Source organism: Prevotella jejuni (assembly GCF_900187995.1).
Classification (GTDB): Bacteria; Bacteroidota; Bacteroidia; order Bacteroidales; family Bacteroidaceae; genus Prevotella; species Prevotella jejuni.
Genome location: NZ_FZNZ01000023.1, coordinates 46,763 through 65,949, shown reverse-complemented (window position 1 = coordinate 65,949; position 19,187 = coordinate 46,763). Strand labels below are relative to the sequence as shown.

13 protein-coding genes are annotated in these 19,187 nt (G+C 42.7%); 3 read left to right on the top strand and 10 right to left on the bottom strand.

The window, feature by feature from the left end:
• Positions 1 to 337: 337 nt before the first annotated feature.
• The 3 genes from CHB62_RS09770 to pheT all read right to left on the bottom strand — a co-directional run bounded on the left by CHB62_RS09770 (position 338) and on the right by pheT (position 5,817).
• Positions 338 to 2,002, bottom strand: coding sequence for an AMP-binding protein (locus CHB62_RS09770; RefSeq protein ID WP_089366685.1), 1,665 nt, complete (start codon positions 2,000 to 2,002; stop codon positions 338 to 340).
• 602 nt (positions 2,003 to 2,604) lie between these two features.
• Positions 2,605 to 3,336: a YebC/PmpR family DNA-binding transcriptional regulator gene (locus tag CHB62_RS09765; RefSeq protein WP_089366684.1), complete on the bottom strand. Its 732-nt coding sequence runs from the start codon at positions 3,334 to 3,336 to the stop codon at positions 2,605 to 2,607.
• A 12-nt stretch (positions 3,337 to 3,348) separates the two neighbouring features.
• The gene (gene pheT, locus CHB62_RS09760; RefSeq protein ID WP_009012073.1) at positions 3,349 to 5,817 is read right to left on the bottom strand and encodes a phenylalanine--tRNA ligase subunit beta; all 2,469 of its coding nucleotides are present in this window, start codon (positions 5,815 to 5,817) and stop codon (positions 3,349 to 3,351) included.
• Positions 5,818 to 6,148: 331 nt separating this feature from the next.
• Here pheT and ypfJ point away from each other — a divergent pair, with 331 nt between their 5' ends.
• Together ypfJ and CHB62_RS09750 are read left to right on the top strand one after the other, a co-directional pair.
• Positions 6,149 to 7,033: a KPN_02809 family neutral zinc metallopeptidase gene (gene ypfJ, locus CHB62_RS09755; RefSeq protein WP_089366683.1), complete on the top strand. Its 885-nt coding sequence runs from the start codon at positions 6,149 to 6,151 to the stop codon at positions 7,031 to 7,033.
• Positions 7,034 to 7,197: 164 nt separating this feature from the next.
• On the top strand, positions 7,198 to 7,383 hold the full coding sequence (locus CHB62_RS09750; RefSeq protein WP_089366682.1) for a hypothetical protein: 186 nt from the start codon (positions 7,198 to 7,200) through the stop codon (positions 7,381 to 7,383).
• A gap of 2 nt (positions 7,384 to 7,385) precedes the next feature.
• On the opposite strand, the gene CHB62_RS09745 is transcribed toward CHB62_RS09750, so the two are convergent.
• Positions 7,386 to 8,960, bottom strand: coding sequence for an NAD(P)/FAD-dependent oxidoreductase (locus CHB62_RS09745; protein WP_089366681.1), 1,575 nt, complete (start codon positions 8,958 to 8,960; stop codon positions 7,386 to 7,388).
• A 154-nt stretch (positions 8,961 to 9,114) separates the two neighbouring features.
• Between CHB62_RS09745 and thrA the strand changes: the two genes are divergently transcribed.
• Positions 9,115 to 11,550 carry a bifunctional aspartate kinase/homoserine dehydrogenase I gene (gene thrA, locus CHB62_RS09740; RefSeq protein ID WP_089366680.1) on the top strand — a complete coding sequence of 812 codons (2,436 nt, stop codon included), beginning with the start codon at positions 9,115 to 9,117 and terminating at the stop codon, positions 11,548 to 11,550.
• A 78-nt stretch (positions 11,551 to 11,628) separates the two neighbouring features.
• Here thrA and CHB62_RS09735 read toward each other — a convergent pair whose 3' ends face one another.
• The 6 genes from CHB62_RS09735 to CHB62_RS09710 form a co-directional block, all read right to left on the bottom strand.
• Positions 11,629 to 12,624, bottom strand: a complete 996-nt coding sequence (locus CHB62_RS09735) for a hypothetical protein (RefSeq protein WP_089366679.1) — start codon at positions 12,622 to 12,624, stop codon at positions 11,629 to 11,631.
• 38 nt (positions 12,625 to 12,662) lie between these two features.
• Entirely contained in the window at positions 12,663 to 12,878 is a 216-nt protein-coding gene (locus CHB62_RS09730) for a hypothetical protein (protein ID WP_141240420.1), read from the bottom strand.
• Between the two features lie 45 nt (positions 12,879 to 12,923).
• Positions 12,924 to 13,997 carry a hypothetical protein gene (locus tag CHB62_RS09725; RefSeq protein WP_089366677.1) on the bottom strand — a complete coding sequence of 358 codons (1,074 nt, stop codon included), beginning with the start codon at positions 13,995 to 13,997 and terminating at the stop codon, positions 12,924 to 12,926.
• 957 nt (positions 13,998 to 14,954) lie between these two features.
• Positions 14,955 to 15,911, bottom strand: coding sequence for a DUF6057 family protein (locus CHB62_RS09720; RefSeq protein WP_089366676.1), 957 nt, complete (start codon positions 15,909 to 15,911; stop codon positions 14,955 to 14,957).
• A gap of 7 nt (positions 15,912 to 15,918) precedes the next feature.
• The gene (locus tag CHB62_RS09715) at positions 15,919 to 18,003 is read right to left on the bottom strand and encodes an alpha amylase C-terminal domain-containing protein (RefSeq protein WP_089366675.1); all 2,085 of its coding nucleotides are present in this window, start codon (positions 18,001 to 18,003) and stop codon (positions 15,919 to 15,921) included.
• Positions 18,004 to 18,043: 40 nt separating this feature from the next.
• Positions 18,044 to 19,156 (bottom strand): MORN repeat-containing protein, encoded by a 1,113-nt coding sequence (locus CHB62_RS09710; RefSeq protein ID WP_009012083.1) that lies wholly within the window; start codon positions 19,154 to 19,156, stop codon positions 18,044 to 18,046.
• Positions 19,157 to 19,187: the final 31 nt, after the last annotated feature.

Below are 19,187 nucleotides of genomic sequence, written 5' to 3'. Positions count from 1 at the left end.
AGTTGACTGTCTCAGCTATATTTTTGTTTAATGAGTAACTTTGGCTCTTACGTTAAAGCACTACGAAAAGCGTCCACACATTTAACGGAAGAACCTTTTATTCTTCCATACATTGGAAGAACAAGGTACTACCCAAAACATAATAAGAGTCCTATTCAGCATCTATGAATTTGACTTAATAGCCGACCCTTACCTTATTATATTATCTAATAATAACCCTCTTGATAAGTTCTCTCAAACGTGTTAATACTCAGCACATCATGTACGAATACACATCAGCTATAGCACTGAGCGCAACCACATTACAAAGAGAGGTATTAGGGAGGGCTGTATTATCTTACTTCTCTTGATAGAGATAACGCTTAATACTCTTCTTCGGAGTCTTGGCAAACTCCTCATCACGCAACTCTATCGCTGAAAGATGGCAGAAAGATGGAAGCATAGCATTTAGTTCTATACGATTCTGCTCCATTATCTCTTGCAAGTCTGATTGTGAGAAGCCCATCTCTTTAGCCTCATCAAAATCAGGATGAACCAAACCGACAATCTTGTCACCACGTTGGATAACGACACATTCACTCACCATTGACATAGAGTTCAGCTTGTCTTCTATCTCTTCTGGATAGACATTCTGACCATTAGAGCCTAAAAGCATATTCTTAATGCGGCCACGGATAAACAAATGACCATCCACACTCATCGTCCCAAGGTCGCCTGTATGATACCAGCCATCCTTATCAAGCACCTCTTTCGTAGCCTCTTCGTTCTTATAATAACCAAGCATAACGTTCTCACCTCGTGTAATTACCTCACCTGGAACATGCTCTGGATCAGAACTAACAATCTTCACCTCCATATTCAAAGCAGGTGTACCGCAAGAACCGGGTACAAAATCTTTGTAGTCACTGAACGTTACCAATGGGCCACACTCCGTAGCACCATAAACGCTTGTTATAGGGAAATCAATGCTTACTAAGAAGTCTTCTATCTCTTTATTAAGTGCAGCTCCACCCGTTACTACCTCGTATGCATTGCCCCCAAAGCATTCCATAACGATTGCTCTAATCTTTTCTTTCACCTTCTTGCTTACCACTGGCATCTTTAACAACATTCGGGTAGCTGTACTCTGGACCCTTGGAAAGACATTCTTACGGATAATCTTCTCTACAACCATTGGTACTGACATAATGATAGCAGGATGGATGTCTCTACATGCTTGGGCTATCAAAGAAGGACTCGGTAGACGTGTGAGGAAATAAAGATGACTTCCAAAACAGAACTGACAGATGAACTCGCATATCATACCATACATGTGTGCCATCGGTAATATACAAAGCACTTTACTATCGGGCTTGATATGTGGTTTTATATCAGCTATTGCCCATGCGAGATTACTACGAATAGAGCGATAACTTAGCATGACACCCTTTGAGAAACCCGTCGTCCCACTGGTATAATTAATCAGTGCAAGGTCGTCAGCCTCATCCTTAAAATAGTTGACATCCTCTGCACGGAAGAATTTAGGGAATTTCTTACCAAAGAGTGCATTAAGGTTTTCACGCGCATTTGTCAATGACTCTGAACGAGAAAGTATCGACGAGAAATCTGGTAGATAGATAATACCTTCCAACTGGCGCATCTGTTCGCCATCAATCGCTGTAGCTACTACATCACCAACAAAGAGGAGCTTTGCCTCTGAATGGTTTACTATATTATATATTTGTTCGGGTTTAAACTCATTCTGAACAGGTACTGCCACTGCTCCATAGGTTAGAGTTGCAAAGAAAGCAACTGCCCATGAAGAGGAGTTTCGACCACAAAGGGCTACCTTATCACCCTTCTTCAAGCCGCTATTAGCAAAGAGAATGTGTAACTTCTCTATTTTCCGCGCTACATCATGGTATTGAAGTGTAGCACCAAGATAGTCGGTAAGAGCATCTTTGTCCCAGTTATCCTTGATACTCTTCTCTATACACGCGTTGAAACTATTTATAGCATCCATTGCACAAAAGTATGATTTGCGTGCAAAGTTAAGTAAAATTCTGCACATTCACAAAAACTCTGTGCAAGAAAAACATACTATTTGTACAAATAGAAAGAAGCCTCTACTTGCACAGATAGTTATGGTAGGTGGATTAAGCAAATCTTATTTTATTTCCCTATCACCCTTATCGTCTTATTAGAAAGACCTATTCAGAAATCCGCACATGCCTTATTTAAACTCATACGAATTACCGTAGAACAGCCAATATCAGAACTTTCTCACATCAAAGGGATTGCTATTAAAATCTCGAATAAGCCTTAAAACGAAAACTATCAAGCAACAATGAAGTTCGATAACATAAAAGACCAATACAACCCAATCACTTACAACCCTTTCACATAATGGCGAATATGAAAGAAAACAGTAAAAGACAAAGAACAAAAAAGAGACTATATCAGAAATGTTAAGATACACGACCCATATATCCGCAGCAGCAATTAATATGGGAGAATGAGTATGACTCACCACCCACATGTGCTGACTCATTTCTGAGATAGTCTCTTTCTATATTCTTAAAGCCACTTACACCTTATTATATATAGGTGCAGCGGAGGACAAGATTATTCCTCAGCAGGCTTCATGTTAGTGTAGACATTCTGCACGTCGTCGAAGTCCTCCAAACGCTCAACCATCTTATCGATAGTCTCACGCTCTTCATCAGTAACGTCCTTTAAGTCGTTAGGAATACGAGTGAACTCTGCAGAAGTGATTTCGAAACCATTGTCTTCCAAGTGCTTCTGAATCTCGCCGAAGCTTGTAGGCTCTCCGTAGATTGTGATTTCGTTCTCTTCTTCATCCTCATCGTACTCATCGTCAACTCCATAGTCAATCAAATCAAGGATCAACTCCTCCATATCTACACCCTCTTTCTTCTTGAAGGAGAACACAGCCTTATGGTCGAAAAGGAAGCTAAGAGAGCCCTGTGTACCAAGATTACCATTGAACTTGTTGAAAATAGAACGAACATCACCAACCGTACGAGTAGTGTTGTCTGTCAATGTATCAACAAACACAGCAACTCCATGAGGACCATAACCCTCGTAAGTCACCTCCTTGTAGTCGCTGGTGTCTTTACCCATTGCGTTCTTAATAGCACGCTGGATATTGTCCTTCGGCATGTTCTCACGCTTACATGTAGCGATGATAGCACGAAGGCGTGGGTTATTCTCTGGTTCAGGACCGCCAGCTTTAACAGCGATAGCGATTTCTTTACCTAACTTAGTGAACGTACGGGCCATGTGACCCCATCTCTTGAGCTTAGTTGCTTTGCGATATTCAAATGCTCTACCCATTGGATTTGTTTGTTAACGGAGTTCTGCTCCGAGTTTATTTGTTAAATTCTTTATTAGTTTCTGCATGATGGCGTCTATCGCCTTGTCGTTGAGCGTCTTGGTCTCGTCCTGCAAAATGAAGTTTACTGCATAACTCTTCTTGCCCTCAGGGAGGTTTTTGCCCTGATAAACATCAAAGAGTTCGACGCGCTTCAAGAGTTTCTTATCTGCTTGACGAGCTATCTCCTCTATCTGTGCAAACTCTACATTATTGTCGACCAACAAGGCAAGGTCACGACTAACAGCAGGATATTTAGATATCTCTTGGAACTGAAGTTTATTCTTGCGGATAGCCTTCATCAGTCCTGCCCAGTCTAAGTCTGCATAATAAACCTTCTGGTCAAGACCGAAACGCTTCAACAGTTTATGGCTGAGAATACCCATCTCAACGAGTACCTTACCAGCACGCGTCTTCAAAGCTATTGCCTTGTCGAACACGTTGTTATCCGACTTCTCACTAACAAGTAAGCCCTGTGCAACACCGATACGACGGAGGATATTCTCGACATGTGCCTTCAATTCATAGAATGAACTTTCCTCGTCAGGATGTGCCCAAGAACCTTGTACACGCTTACCTGTCACCCACAAAGCCATGTGATAGTCTTGTGAATATGCCTTAACAGGATTTTCCTCTGTCCATCTCTCCTTATTGTATTTATAAACATTACCTACTTCAAAGAAACGGAGGTTCTGTGCCTTACGATTTACATTACGTACGATACTCTCCAAACCACCAAAGAGAAGGGTCTGACGCATCACACCTAAGTCTGCTGAAAGAGGATTCATCACCTTCACGGTCTCCTCCCAAGGATAAGCATTGAGACCTGCCTCCTCATAGTAAGAGCTCTTTGTGAGCGAGTTGTTCATAATCTCTGAGAAGCCAGCACCTACTAACTGCTCACCGATAATGTTCTCACGATGATAGTTCTTGTCGGCCTCTTCTGCTATTGTCAATGAAGACTTCAACTCTGTAGGTATCTCTACATTATTATATCCGTAGATACGTAGAATGTCTTCTACTACATCACAAGGACGCTGTACATCGACACGATAAGGTGGAACCAGGAGGTTGAGGCCCTCTGCATCTTCATTTTCTACCTTCATCTCAAGGCTCTCTGCAATACGCTTAATCGTATCATGACCGAGCTTCTTACCTATAAGACGGTCGCAATACTCATAGTTCAAACGAACAGGGAAGCCCTCCATCTTCGTTGGATACTCGTCACATATCTCCATGCTAACCTTTCCACCAGCAAGTTCCTGACAAAGGATTGCGGCCTGCTTGAGTGCATAGACAATGCCATTAGGGTCTATACCACGCTCGAAACGGAAGCTGGCATCCGTAGAAAGACCGTGACGACGAGCACTCTTACGAATCCATGTTGGATGGAAATAAGCACTCTCTAACACTACGTTCTTCGTTGTTTCGTATGTACCACTACCCTTTCCACCGAACACACCGGCTATACACATTGGGTCCTCTTCATTGCAGATAGCGAGGTCGTGCTCGCCAAGGATGTGCTCTTCACCATCTAAGGTAACGAACTTCTTACCCTCGTTCTTGTCCTTAACGATGATGTGATGTCCCTTAACCATGTCTGCATCAAAGCAGTGCATAGGCTGACCGTAGGCCATCATGATATAGTTAGTAATATCCACGATATTATTGATTGGGCGCAAACCGATAACATTCAGCTTGTCTTTCAACCACTGTGGACTTTCTTTTACTTCGCAATCAGTTAAACTCAAACAAGCATAACGGCGACAAGCATCCGTATTCTCGATTGTCACCTTGATAGGGAGATCATGGTTATCAACCTTGAAAGCATCACAAGAAGGGCGATGTAATGACGTCTTATAACCATTCTGTATCAACCAGGCATAGAGGTCGCGCGCAACTCCATAGTGACTCAATGCGTCCGCACGGTTGGCAGTGATATCTATATCTATCAGCCAGTCGCTGTCTAAGTGATAGTATTCTGATGCTGGCTGACCCACTGGTGCGTCCTCTGGTAACACGATAATACCATCGTGAGCAGTACCGACACCAATCTCGTCCTCGGCACATATCATACCAAGACTCTCTACACCACGCAGCTTACTCTTCTTAATAGTAAACTCATTGTCGCCATCATAGAGTACACAACCTAAGTCGGCAACGATTACCTTCTGGCCTGCTGCAACATTCGGTGCACCACAGACGATCTGCTGTGGTTCTCCCTTGCCAAGGTCAACAGTTGTTACGTGGAGATGATCTGAGTTCGGATGTGCCTCACAAGTCAGTACCTTACCGACATACAAGCCCTTTAATCCACCACGTATCGTCTCAACCTCGTCCAGTGACCCTACCTCCAAACCTATTGAAGTGAGCGCGACAGCAATCTCTTCTGGACTAAGATTGAAATCAACGTATTCCTTTAGCCATTTATATGAAATCTTCATTATGTTGTTATTTGTTTGTTCTGAAAATACATGCAAATTTACGAAAAAACTCAGATATAGCAAAGGGATAAAAGAAAAAAGCCGTTGTATGGGACGAAAGTAGCTGTTTATACTATCACTATAAAGAGATTGCAGCTCCGTACACCAGCATCGATAACTGGCTTTTCGTACTCTTTCTCACTACCTTTTGTTGGTGATAACGTAAAGTTTTTGACGTTAGCTCATAGCTCCATCATCACAGGAACGGAACCACAATACTTGCAGATATCAAGATAATGCCTTACCTTTGTCGACATAGAAATAACTGGAGAATAAAAACAAAACAAACAATATGAGACTTACAGGACGTAGAGAGAGTAATAATGTAGACGACCGTCGTGGCATGGGTATGGGTACTAAAGCGGGTATCGGTGGTATTGGCGGTATCATCCTCATTGCTCTTATTACCTTTTTGAGCGGTGGAGACATGGGTGATGTGGTAAATAATGTTTTACAACAAGAGCTGCAAGGGCCAACTGAAGTGCAGACTGGCGGACAACAACATCAGTTTTCTGCGGAGGAAGAGAAACTTGCGAACTTCTCTAAACAGATTCTTGCAGGTACGGAAGATGTGTGGACTGAACAGTTTCAGTTGCATGGCATGCGCTATCAATACCCTACCCTCGTCCTCTATACTGGTGCTGTACAAACTGCTTGTGGGGATGGCTCCGCTGCAATGGGACCTTTCTATTGTTCGGCCGACCAACGTCTTTATCTCGACTTGAGTTTCTTTAGTGGTATGCGCAAGGATTTAGGATTAAAAGCAAAAGGCGACCTTGACTTTGCCTACGCCTACGTGATTGCGCATGAGGTGGGTCACCACGTGGAGTATCTCCGTGGCATTCTTGGGGAATGTCATGCTAAGATGGCACGTGTAAATAAGGAAGAGGCTAACAAACTGAGTGTGAAATTAGAGCTCCTTGCCGATTACTATGCTGGCTGTTGGGCCCATTACGATAATGAGAAATATCAAAGTCTTACTGACGGGGATATCGAAGAGGCTATTGACTGTGCTGAGAAAATCGGAGATAACTATCTTCAGAAGAAAGCACGAGGCTATGCTATGCCTGAGACTTTCACCCACGGCACCTCTGAACAACGTATGTACTGGTTAAAAAAGGGTATCGAGACAGGAGATTGGAACACAACTACCTTCTCACCAAGCGATTTAGACTAAAGTATTAACTATTTTCTTTATAGCTAAAAAGGCTCTTTAAGCAGGTAGAAGAGGCCTTAACAACACCCATGGGATACTCCTCGTAGGAATAAGAAGACTGTGAAACCTTGTATTATTACCATGATAAAAAAGAATTATCATCACGATAAAAAATATTTCTTTTCATGAAGAAAAATATTTTTTATCGTGAAAATAATTCGATAAAGGGATTTTATAGCAGTCGAGAAGATTGTTATAACTCACCTAACACCTTCTCAATCACACGATTAACAACGCTTTATTATCGTCCTACTATCAAGGTTCAAGGTTCTATCCTTTGCTTACCTTCGTATGAGAAAAGTAGGAACTAAAGTTATAACTGTTGTAGATAGGCAGCGACCATCTCAGCGCATCGTTCTCCATCAATACCTGCGCTGACAATTCCACCAGCATAACCAGCACCCTCAGCACAAGGGAAAAGACCTTCGAGGCGCACGTGCATGAGGCGTTCTCGGTCGCGGAGAATACGGACAGGCGAACTGGTACGAGTCTCGGAGGCTATCATTACGGCTTCATTGGTAAGGAAACCATGTGCCTGACGACCAAAGGTTTTGAAGGCTTCTTGCAGTCGTTTTGTCACAAAAGATGGCATCCAAAAATGTAGTGGACTTGATATTAGTCCCGGCGCATAGCTCGACTTAGGAAGATCATACGACAGACGATTGTTTACAAAGTCGGCCATACGTTGTGCTGGAGCCGTCTGCTTGCGATTTCCTTGCTGCCATGTGTCACGCTCTAATTGCTCTTGATAATGCATGATGCGCAACACGTCTTCTCCTTCTACATCCTCTGGGTTCAATTGAACAACCATACCAGCATTCGACCACTGCGTCCCTCGGTTGGCAGGACTCATCCCATTGGTGACTGTTTGTTCGGGTCCTGTGGCCGAAGGTATCACAAAGCCACCCGGACACATGCAGAAGGAATAAACACCACGACCCTCTACTTGTGTCACAAAAGAATATTCTGCTGTTGGAAGATACTTACCCTTTCCGTTCTTATTATGGTATTGTATCTGGTCAATCAGGTGGGAAGGGTGCTCTAATCGTACACCGACAGCAATTCCCTTTGCCTCCATCTCAATGCCAGCATCGGCAAGATAGCGATAGACATCACGTGCAGAATGACCCGTGGCAAGGATTACCGGACCATGAAACTCACGTTTCACGCTGACCATCTCACCATTGTCAACGGCCTCAACACCGACGACTTTATCGCCATCAAGTATCAATGAGGTCATCTTAGTTTGGAAGTGAACCTCCCCGCCACAGTCGAGTATGGTGTTACGCATGTTCTCTATCACCCGTGGAAGCTTGTCTGTACCGATATGTGGGTGGGCATCCGCAAGAATAGCGGGGGATGCGCCATGCTGACAAAAGACGTTTAGAATCTTGTCGACAGGGCCACGCTTCTTACTTCTTGTATAGAGTTTTCCATCCGAATAGGCTCCTGCTCCACCTTCACCAAAGCAGTAATTCGACTCAGGATCAACCTCTTGCGTCTTTGAAATCAGGGCCATATCTAACTTACGATCACGTACATTCTTTCCTCGTTCAAGGACGATTGGACGCAAGCCTAATTCTATCAGTTTCAGAGAAGAGAACAGACCAGCTGGGCCTGCGCCTACCACAATGACCGAAGGACGGCTACTTACGTCTTGATATTCAGTCTTAACATAGGGGTCGTCTTGCGGAAACTCGTTGATATAGACACGCACTTTCAGATTTACATAGATGTCACGATGACGCGCATCAATAGAACGCTTCAACACCCGAACACGATAAATGGTACGCTCGTCCAGTCCCTTCTCCTTAGCAAGATAGCTTTTCAAGTTGTTTTCACTATAGGCAATCTGGGGTAGAACACGTAGCTGATATTCCTCTGTCATATATAGTAATACTTCTTCTTTTTGACGCAAATTTAATCAAATATATCGAGATATTCGTTGGCTATTGCAATATTTCTTATTATTTTTGTGGCTAAGTTTCGCACCTCCCCCATTGTTAAGGGGATGCTAAATAATAACAAATAGAATATCAGAAATGAAAGTATTAAAGTTTGGTGGAACGTCCGTAGGTTCTGTTGCGAGTATTCTAAGCCTGCAAAAGATTGTCGAGAAAGAGGCTAAACATCAACCGATTATTGTGGTTGTAAGTGCCTTAGGGGGTATAACAGATCAGCTTATTGCTACCTCTCAGCTTGCCTTGAAGGGGGATGAAAGGTGGAGAAATGAGTTCGATTCTATTGTTGCACGACATCACAAGATGATTGATGCGATTATTACCGACCCTCATGACCGTGAGAGTCTATTCAACAACGTGGATAGTCTCTTTGAACAACTACAGTCTATCTATTATGGTGTTTTCTTAATCCACGACCTTAGTCATAAGACTGAGGATACTATTGTTAGCTATGGCGAACGCCTTAGTTCGAGAATAGTAGCTACGCTCATCCGTGGTGCGAAGTGGTTTGACTCACGCAAGTTCATAAAGACAGAAGAGAAGCAGGGCAAGAGAAGTCTCGATTCAGAGCTAACCAACAAACTTGTTTTAGATACTTTCTCTGACCTTCCTCGTATCTCTCTTGTACCTGGTTTCATAGCACAAGACCGCGACTCTGGCGATATCACCAATCTTGGACGTGGTGGAAGTGACTACACAGCGTCTATCCTCGCTGCCTCTCTCAATGCTGAGGTGTTGGAGATATGGACAGATGTTGACGGCTTTATGACAGCTGACCCACGTGTCATCAAGAGTGCTTATACCATCAATGAACTGTCATACGCAGAGGCAATGGAGCTTTGTAACTTTGGTGCAAAGGTTGTCTATCCTCCAACGATATACCCTGTCTGCGTGAAGAACATACCGATTAAGGTGAAAAACACCTTTAATCCTGACGGGAAAGGTACGATTATTAAATCACACGTTGAGAACAATCAAAAGCCTATCAAGGGTTTGTCATCTATCAAAGGTACGACGGTCATCACCGTAACGGGCCTTTCTATGGTGGGTGTCGTTGGTGTCAACCGGCGTATCTTTAGTTCTCTTGCCAACAATGGTATCAGTGTCTTCCTTGTGTCACAGGCTGCTTCAGAGAACAACACCTCTATCGGTGTGAAAGATGAAGATGCTGACAATGCCGTGAGAGTACTCAATGATGAATTCCGACTTGAGATAGAAGATGGTCGTATGTTCCCTATGCACGCTGAGAGTGGACTTGCCACTGTAGCCATCGTAGGCGAGAACATGCGGCGAACACCAGGCATCAGTGGAAAGCTATTTGAGGTTCTTGGACGTTCAGGTATCAGTATTATTGCTATTGCACAAGGTGCGTCAGAGATGAACATCTCCTTCGTTGTGAAGGGAACTGACCTAAGGAAAGCACTGAATGTACTTCATGATTCACTCTTCTTGTCGGAGTATAAGGTGCTTAACCTCTTTATATGCGGTGTCGGAACAGTAGGTGGTATGCTCATCGAACAGATTAAGAGCCAGTATGAAGAGTTAAAGCAAAACTCTAACCTGAAGCTAAAGGTGGTGGGTATCGCCTCCTCCAAGAATGCAATCTTCAATCGTGACGGATTAAACTTAGACAACTATCGAGAAGAACTCAAGGCGAGTGAGCCGTCAAACCCAGAACATTTGCGTGACATAATACTACAGATGAATATCTTCAACTCGGTATTTGTGGATTGTACTGCCTCACAAGACGTGGCTGCACTCTACCAGTCTTTATTAGAGAATAATATCTCTGTGATAGCAGCCAATAAGATTGCAGCATCTGGAAAGTACGAGGATTACTATCACTTAAAGCAGACTGCCATACAACGTGGCGTCAAGTTCCGCTTTGAAACGAACGTAGGTGCTGGACTGCCTATCATTGGTACGATCAATGACCTACGTAATTCGGGGGATAAGATACTTAAGATTGAAGCCGTACTGTCTGGTACGCTTAACTTTATCTTCAATGAGATTGGAGCCGAGACTCCCTTCTCTGAGACCGTTAAACGAGCCAAAGAGCAGGGCTATAGTGAGCCTGACCCACGTATTGACCTTAGTGGGAAGGATGTCGTTCGCAAGTTAGTTATCCTTACACGTGAGGCTGGATACAAGGTAGAACAGGAGGATGTTGAGAAGCACCTCTTCGTCCCTAATGATTATTTCCAAGGTTCTGTAGAAGACTTTTGGAAGCGTCTTCCTGAGCTTGATGCCAACTTCGAGCAGCGTCGAGAGAAACTTGCTGAGGAAGGTAAACGCTGGCGTTTCGTCGCAACGATGGACCATGGCAAGACTAATGTGGCTCTGAAAGAGGTCGATTCGAACCATCCTTTCTATAACCTTGAGGGTTCTAACAACATTGTTCTACTAACAACCGACCGATACAAGGAGTATCCTATGCAGATTCAGGGCTATGGTGCTGGTGCGTCAGTGACTGCTGCTGGTGTGTTCGCCAATATCATGAGCATTGCTAACATATAATATTAGATTGTTTATATACCAACAAGAAGAGGGGCATACGGCGTTGTATGCCCCTTTCTCATTATTTAATAGCCAGCCTTATAACACCAGTTTCCAAACCGTATTCTCGGTCTCCATGTCGCCAGACTCCTCATGGAACGTAAAGCCTTGAGGCTTCTTTCCTTCCACACTTATATCTATTACCGACATAACATTACGTTTGATGGTGAGCTGCTTCTGCTCTTTCTCTACCGTCCCATCGTCCTTTGTCCATGAAACACGAAGGTCTATTGTCGTTTGATAACCGTCTTTAGTCCCATTCACCACGTCATAGAAGGAATAAACAGCCCTATTGTCATACATCGGACTTTCCTTTGTCAGAGGAATACCCCAGCCTACATAGTTGACAACAAGTTTTCCTTCATCGGGCGGTGTCACCTTAAAATGCAAACCAAACACCGACCGTTTCATATCGAGTGTCAGGTCTTTTGTTGCCTTAGGACTAAAGGAGTCGATTGTAGCATACAGCTTCGTAATACGTGGATAATGAATCGTTCGACCGTCGTCAATAGTTGTTTCACCTTTTGTCAGACCATTAAGATTCTCCTCTTTAGATAACACAAAGCTATTTGTTAACCGTGTTCCCTTATCCGTTCCATGCAAGAAAGGAGCAAGATACTCGCCATCCTTCAAGAATATTCTATCATCTCCTTCCTCTACAATAAGGCACTCTACCTTGTAAAGGTTCTCTACATTCATCTTCAAAGCAATCTTTGAAGCATTGGTAAACAGTCCGTAGGCATACATAGAATACGTCTCTTCATTGGGCTTCTTCTCGTACACATTGACAGCATAAAACTTCTTCTTCGTTTCACCAGTGACACCTCTACTAAACGGTTGAGGCTTTGCGCCCATCGCATCCTCAAATGTTTCGATATGCAACTCCTTAGGATGAATACGCACAACTCTGGTTAGCTTGTTCTTTGAGTTATGCGACTTTGTCCCCTCATCGACATTGTCTAACACTGGTTTCTCACATGCGGCTAATGCTAATATACATACTATAAGCCAAATCCATGCTACTTGTTTTTTCATATTAGTTATTTTTTAAGTTAAGTTATGGTCGTTCTGTATTAATCATCCCACGCTGGGAAGGAATCATCTAATCCTAAGTCTGGGAAGGAAAAGCCCTTTGCCAATTGGTTCTGATCTCCTTCATATTGATTATGCACTTCACCTTGTTCACCTCTCAATGTGGTACTCCCCGCTCTTGTTTGCGAACTTCCTAACAAGAAAGAACGTGAGGATACATAATAAACTGTTATTAAGGGCTTAATATATGTTTTCATATTCAATTGCTTTAAGTTGTCAAAAGGAGTATATAACAAAGTCGTTTATCGATTTAAGTATTTCTTTCCACCAACAATTATAATACCTTTATAGTCCTTACTAACCTGTTGCCCTGCAAGATTATAGAATGGACAGCACTGGTGAACATCATCATTTACCGTGGTGGAATTGATTCCTAAAGGTATATCAAAGGTGAAATTAGACTTTGCTTGTGTAGCTACTGTTGGCGTGTAGACGAGGTAAGCTTTATGAGCCTTCGTCTGAAAAGCCTTGCCATCAGGCTTATTCCAATAAAAGCCTACGCCATTACTGCCCTTAGCAAAGACATAATACAATGTGCCCCCAGTCGTTTCAGTCTCCACATCAGAGCCTCGTAAGGCATTAAAAGTATCTCGTTCGCCTTCTTTAGTCGTCTCCTTGAAAAGGTAATTACCCTCCTCTGCTTCTAAAACGACAGCCGTACCACTCGGAAGGACATCATTCTCTTGATACGTCTTACTTACTGAAAGAACATTATCAACAATCTTATACGTTCGTGCTATGACTCCTTTAGGAATAACAAACGATTTCTCACCATAATAAAAAGTAGCTCGCTTGGCTGCAGAGATGTCGATAGAGATTGTGTTCTCAGTAGGTTCTATAGGTTTGACTGGCTCATAAGTGACTTTTATGGACTTAATGGAACTATTCTTAGTGGTTGCATGAACGAAGGTAATACTTTGCTTATTAACCTCCCAATCCTGCTTAAAAAACTCCTCTCCTTTGCTTTTTTCCTTTTTACAATTTATCTCACTATCATCGCCGAAGACCTTAAAACGGCCTGGAAAGTCAACTATAAAAATAGTTACAGCCGTAATCTCACAGCTAATACCTTCTATTGTAAAATAAGTATGATTATTAAGTTGTAAAGAAGAAGACCTACCCTTTTTCTTACACCATAATGTGTTACTCTGTTCTGAATCAAAACGAAACTCCAACACAATCCCTTCCTTCTCAATTCTAAAGGGTATTTCTTTATCTTTAGAATACTTTGAGAAATCAAAGAGAACAGACTTCTGTGCCAGAATGGATATTGGGAACAGTAGCATTAGACATGAAAAGATGAGTTTCTTGGCCATAGTTGGTAAAGATTTGTATTATATTTTTTAAGGTTAAAGTTGGTCCTTTCCTTCTCTATTACAAGAGGACAGCAGCCAAAAACGACCTTGTTTTCTACATGGTAAATAGTATTTATCGATGCAAAGATAAATAAAAAATAAATAAAAGGAAAGTAAAATAAAAGAAAAAAAGGCGACTTAATAAACCTATAAAAGCCTCATTTTCTCCATTTATAGACATATATTTGCGTTCAGTATAGCATAAACTATAATTAGTCAATAAACTTTTAGAGTAGAATATATGCATAAATATGATCACACAGAGCAGAGATTTACGCAGAAACCCTACTTAATATTTATATTTATCCGCCTTTCTGAGCAATATGTCGAGCATTCCTTATTGTCTTAACGCCAATTACAAATCTCTCTTACAGGGGTATCTTTATGCTTACCCTCTTCCCCATTCGTAGCGAGAGAAGGCCGTGTCCACCACACTTTGAGTTCTACCTGCATGTAAAAACCTCCGTTACTCTGTAAGAAAAAAAACTCCCCTCTATCTCTATCAGCATATTCTATGGAAACACCTCAGCTATCAATCCACTTTTAGAGGAAATCAACAAGAATACGAAAAATCATTACATCACAACGAGTTAAACAACCTCAACACAGGAGTATAACGTTTCTTAGAAGCAAGTTTATAACTTTCAAGAAATCAACAGGTTACATACAGCATCAAAGAAGACGCCTTTCTTGCTTCAAGAAGAGCGTCTTCTTAACCCAAGAAGGGCATGTTCTTGAACGTTGAAGGGCATCTTCTTAACCCATGAAGAGCATGTACTATCTTCAAGAGGGGCGAAAATAATTGACAAAGGGATGAGGAGTTAAGGAGTGAAGGGGGAGTGAAAGGAGTTAAGACATCAGCACCAATACCACGAAAGAAAACGAGGTATCAACTCTTATTAAAGCTGCAAAAGAGAGCTACTTTGCATAATAGTAACTTGCATAACTTCCTTTCTTATAAGGCGGAATAAGTCTTAGTCCTTGCTTCTTGAGCAGCAATATTTTCATAGCCTCCTTATAATAACGAGGACGAAGACTGTCGGCTGGATAATACTCCGGTAGGTAGCGGGCAAATTCAGATAGGTTACGATCCAACAAGAAGCCTGTCAACTGATAGTTAGCAGAGTTACGGGTCACCTTGTAAAGGACGCTATCTGGCTGCAACCACGAATGTACCTTCCCTGGACGTAAAGTGCGTGCACCACCCTCAAGAGGATAATAGAAGAGACTATCGGCAAGCTGTCCTCTTCGTGCAACAGCATAGACAGTTAGCATGGAAATGACCGAGTCGGTATGAGGCATGGTACGTACAACATTTAAAGCACCTGCATAATCCCGCTTATCTATCAAGGCCTCCACCTTAGCCCGCTGATGGAAATACCTATCATTATTGCTAAGAAGTCCTGTAAACAAGAAGTAGAAAAGGAATAGAAGAAGGCTAATCCATATCATCTCTGAGAAGGGTCCGAAGCTACGTTGTTCTGGTTCGTAAGGTTCAAAACGCTTTACAGAGATCAAAACAAAGACATAAACGATGATTAATAACGGTGTTGCCCACAGCCAGTTACCAAATGTAACACCATCAACCGTAGGACGTAAGTCGGAGATAATTGTTAGTATAAGGAAAGATGGAAAGTAAGTCAAGGCGAAGCCACGCTTGCCTAACTTAGCCAAAGAGCTAACTCCTACCTGAAAAAGCTTCAACGTAGCTGTTATCAGCACTGCTCCTAACAATGGATTATAGAAGGTCTGCCTCCCAGAAGCCAAATGTTGTACTACTGTCATCACGTCTGCTTGATAGAAGAACAGGAAGCAGAAGGTGAATGAACAAAATAGTATCGTGCAGATAGCACGCATAAACTTACTCTCCATCATGCGTAATTTACTTCTTTCTCAACACCACAGCGCTGCGTGCTGGTATGTAGAGTTTAAGCCAACCTTTATGATCTTTCTCATAAAGAGGGTCGGCATTCGTGAAATGCTCAACTGTATCATCAGCAAAACCATTACCACCATACTCCGTAGCATCCGTGTTTAAGACTACATTATAAGAGCCTTCAGGTACCAAGAAACCATAATCATAGAAGGAACGAGTAGGAGAGAAATTGAAGACAAAGATTAGCTCGCCTCTACTAAAGGCTAAGATCTGGTCGCCATCATTGTGCCATATCTCTTGAACTGGCGTCTCGTTGAATTTCTTCTCGCTCTTCACCACCTCTAACATCCTCTGATCGAAGTCGCCAAGGAAGTGATAACACAGCTCTTTATTGTCTACTAAGTTCCATTGTCGGCGTGCATACTTATAGCTCCATCCGTTTCCTTCACGTGGGAAATCTATCCACTCTGGATGTCCAAACTCATTTCCCATAAAGTTCAGATAGCCACCATTGATCGCAGCTAACGTCGCAAGGCGTATCATCTTATGCAATGCTATACCACGATGAACCATCTCTGTCTCGTCTCCCTTACGGAAATGCCAATACATATCAGCGTCTACCAAACGGAAGATGATAGTCTTATCGCCTACTAAGGCTTGGTCGTGTGACTCGCAATAAGAGATAGTCTTTTCATCAGAACGACGATTTTTTATCTCCCAGAAGATAGAAGATGGCTTCCAAGACTCGTCAGGCAACTCCTTAATAGTCTTTATCCAATAGTCTGGAATGTTCATGGCCATACGATAGTCAAAGCCATATCCGCCATCTTTGAACTTAGCGGCAAGACCCGGCATACCAGATACCTCCTCCGCTATAGTTACTGCATTCTTATTGACTTCATGGATGAGACAGTTGGCTAAGGTCAGATAACAAATAGCATTATCATCCTGATGACCATTAAAGTAGTCGGCATAGTTACAGAAAGCCTCACCTAAGCCATGACTATAATAAAGCATTGACGTGACACCATCAAAGCGGAAACCATCAAAGTGATATTCCTCCAACCAATACTTGCAGTTAGACAAAAGGAAGTGTAGAACCTCGTCTTTACCATAGTCAAAGCATAGGGAGTCCCATGCTGGATGCTCATGACGTTCACCTGGATAGAAGTATTGATTAGGGTCACCGGCTAAGTTACCTAATCCTTCCACCTCGTTCTTAACGGCATGAGAGTGTACGATGTCCATGATAACAGCAACCCCATTCTTATGAGCCTCATCGATAAGTGCCTTCAAGTCCTCGGGAGTTCCGAAGCGTGAACTGGCTGCAAAGAAAGAGCTAACATGGTAACCAAAGCTGCCATAGTAGGGATGCTCCTGTATTGCCATAATCTGAATAGCATTGTAACCATCCTTAATAATACGTGGCAACACCTTCTCACGAAACTCATTATAGGTCCCTACCTTCTCTTCATCCTGTGCCATTCCGATGTGGCACTCATAGATCAAGAGCGGAGAAGTCTGTGGTTTGAAAGTCTTCTTCTTCCAAACAAATGGCTTCTTAGGCGCCCATACCTGTGCTGAGAAGATTTTCGTTGCATCGTCTTGGACAACTCGTTGTGCCCAAGCAGGGATACGCTCGCCCTCACCTCCTTGCCAATGAACTCGCATCTTATAGTACTGACCGTGTTGTAAGGCGTCTTCAGGGAGTATAAGTTCCCAGTTTCCTGTTCCTTCCAATCGTTGACACTGGTAGGCCTCTTGCTCCTTCCAATCATTGAAATCGCCAATAAGGAAGATTTCGGTCGCATTTGGCGCCCATTCACGGAACACCCAACCATCCTTTGTACGGTGTAGTCCGTAATAATTGTAGCCATTTGCGAATTCAGAAAGCGACAGCTTACCATCCTGTGTGAGCTGATTCATTTTCCAAAGGGCATGTTCGTGGCGTCCACGGATAGCATCCTCGTATGGAGCCAGATAAGAATCGTTCTTCACAAGTCCGATATGTGCTGGTTCCTTCGCCTTTGTTATTCTGGCAGAAGTCTTCTTCTCTGAAGCCTTCTTAGTGCTGGTTTTCTTTGTTACCATGGTAGAATAATCTTTATGTTGTTGTTATATTATGTAAAGACTAATTAGTATATCGCTTTCCATTCTCGTAATAACCGCTTGCTGTAACGTTCCCGTTTTTATCACGTTCAATGAACTTTCCATCACGACAGTCATCTCGATAGTTACCTTCAAAGCGCACGCCTGAGGCAGACTCCTCAACCGCTGTGCCATTACGCTTACCATTATGGTAGCTTCCACGGAACTTACTTCCATCAGCATAGTGGATGATGATAAGTCCTTCTAACAGTCCGTTGCGGAACTGCCCTTCATAGACATCTTTATTCTTCTTGGTCAGTTTGCCTTGTCCGTTCTGCATATCTCTCTCCCAGTAGCCAGTATAGATGTCACCATTTCGCCATGACATCGTACCATAACCCGACTTCTGTCCTTTTAAGAAATGGCCTGAATACTGGTCACCATTCTTATATCGAAAGATTCCTTGACCAGTCCGCTCGCCATCTAAATACTCTCCATCGTAGCTCTCACCATCCTTGAATTTATAGATGCCTTTACCATTCTGCAAGTCATTCTTCCAATCACCGTTATATTCATCACCATCGGCATAGATGTAAAGTCCTTTTCCCTCTTTGAGATTATTCACCCAGTTACCAGTAAAGGAAGAGTGGTCAGGCCATCTGAAACTGCCGTATCCGTTCTTCATATCGTCTTTCCAAGTCCCTTCATAGTAGGCTCCATTCGCAAAGATGTACTTTCCTTGCCCGCTACGCTTATCATGTTCCCAGTTGCCAACATACTTATCACCATTGTAGTAATACATTGTGCCCTGTCCTTGCTGATAGTCTTTATACCACAGACCATCGTAACGATTGCCGTTAGCAAAGTAGTAAACGCCCTGTCCATGCTGTTGGTCTTGGAACCACTGACCCTTATATTTCTCTCCATCAGCGAAGGTATAGGTCCCTTCTCCATGTCGCATGCCTTTCATATACTCTCCTTCATAGACATCACCTTTCTTGTATGTGGTCTTACCTTTACCATTTGGCTTTCCACGAAACATCTGTCCATGATACTGTCCGCCGTCCTTTGTCGTACACGAACCAGTCTCTATATCCTGAGCATAGAGGCAAGTAGATATGAATAGAAATAATATGACGATATAATTATGTCTCACGTTGTGCGATTTTAGATTGTTATAATTAAAA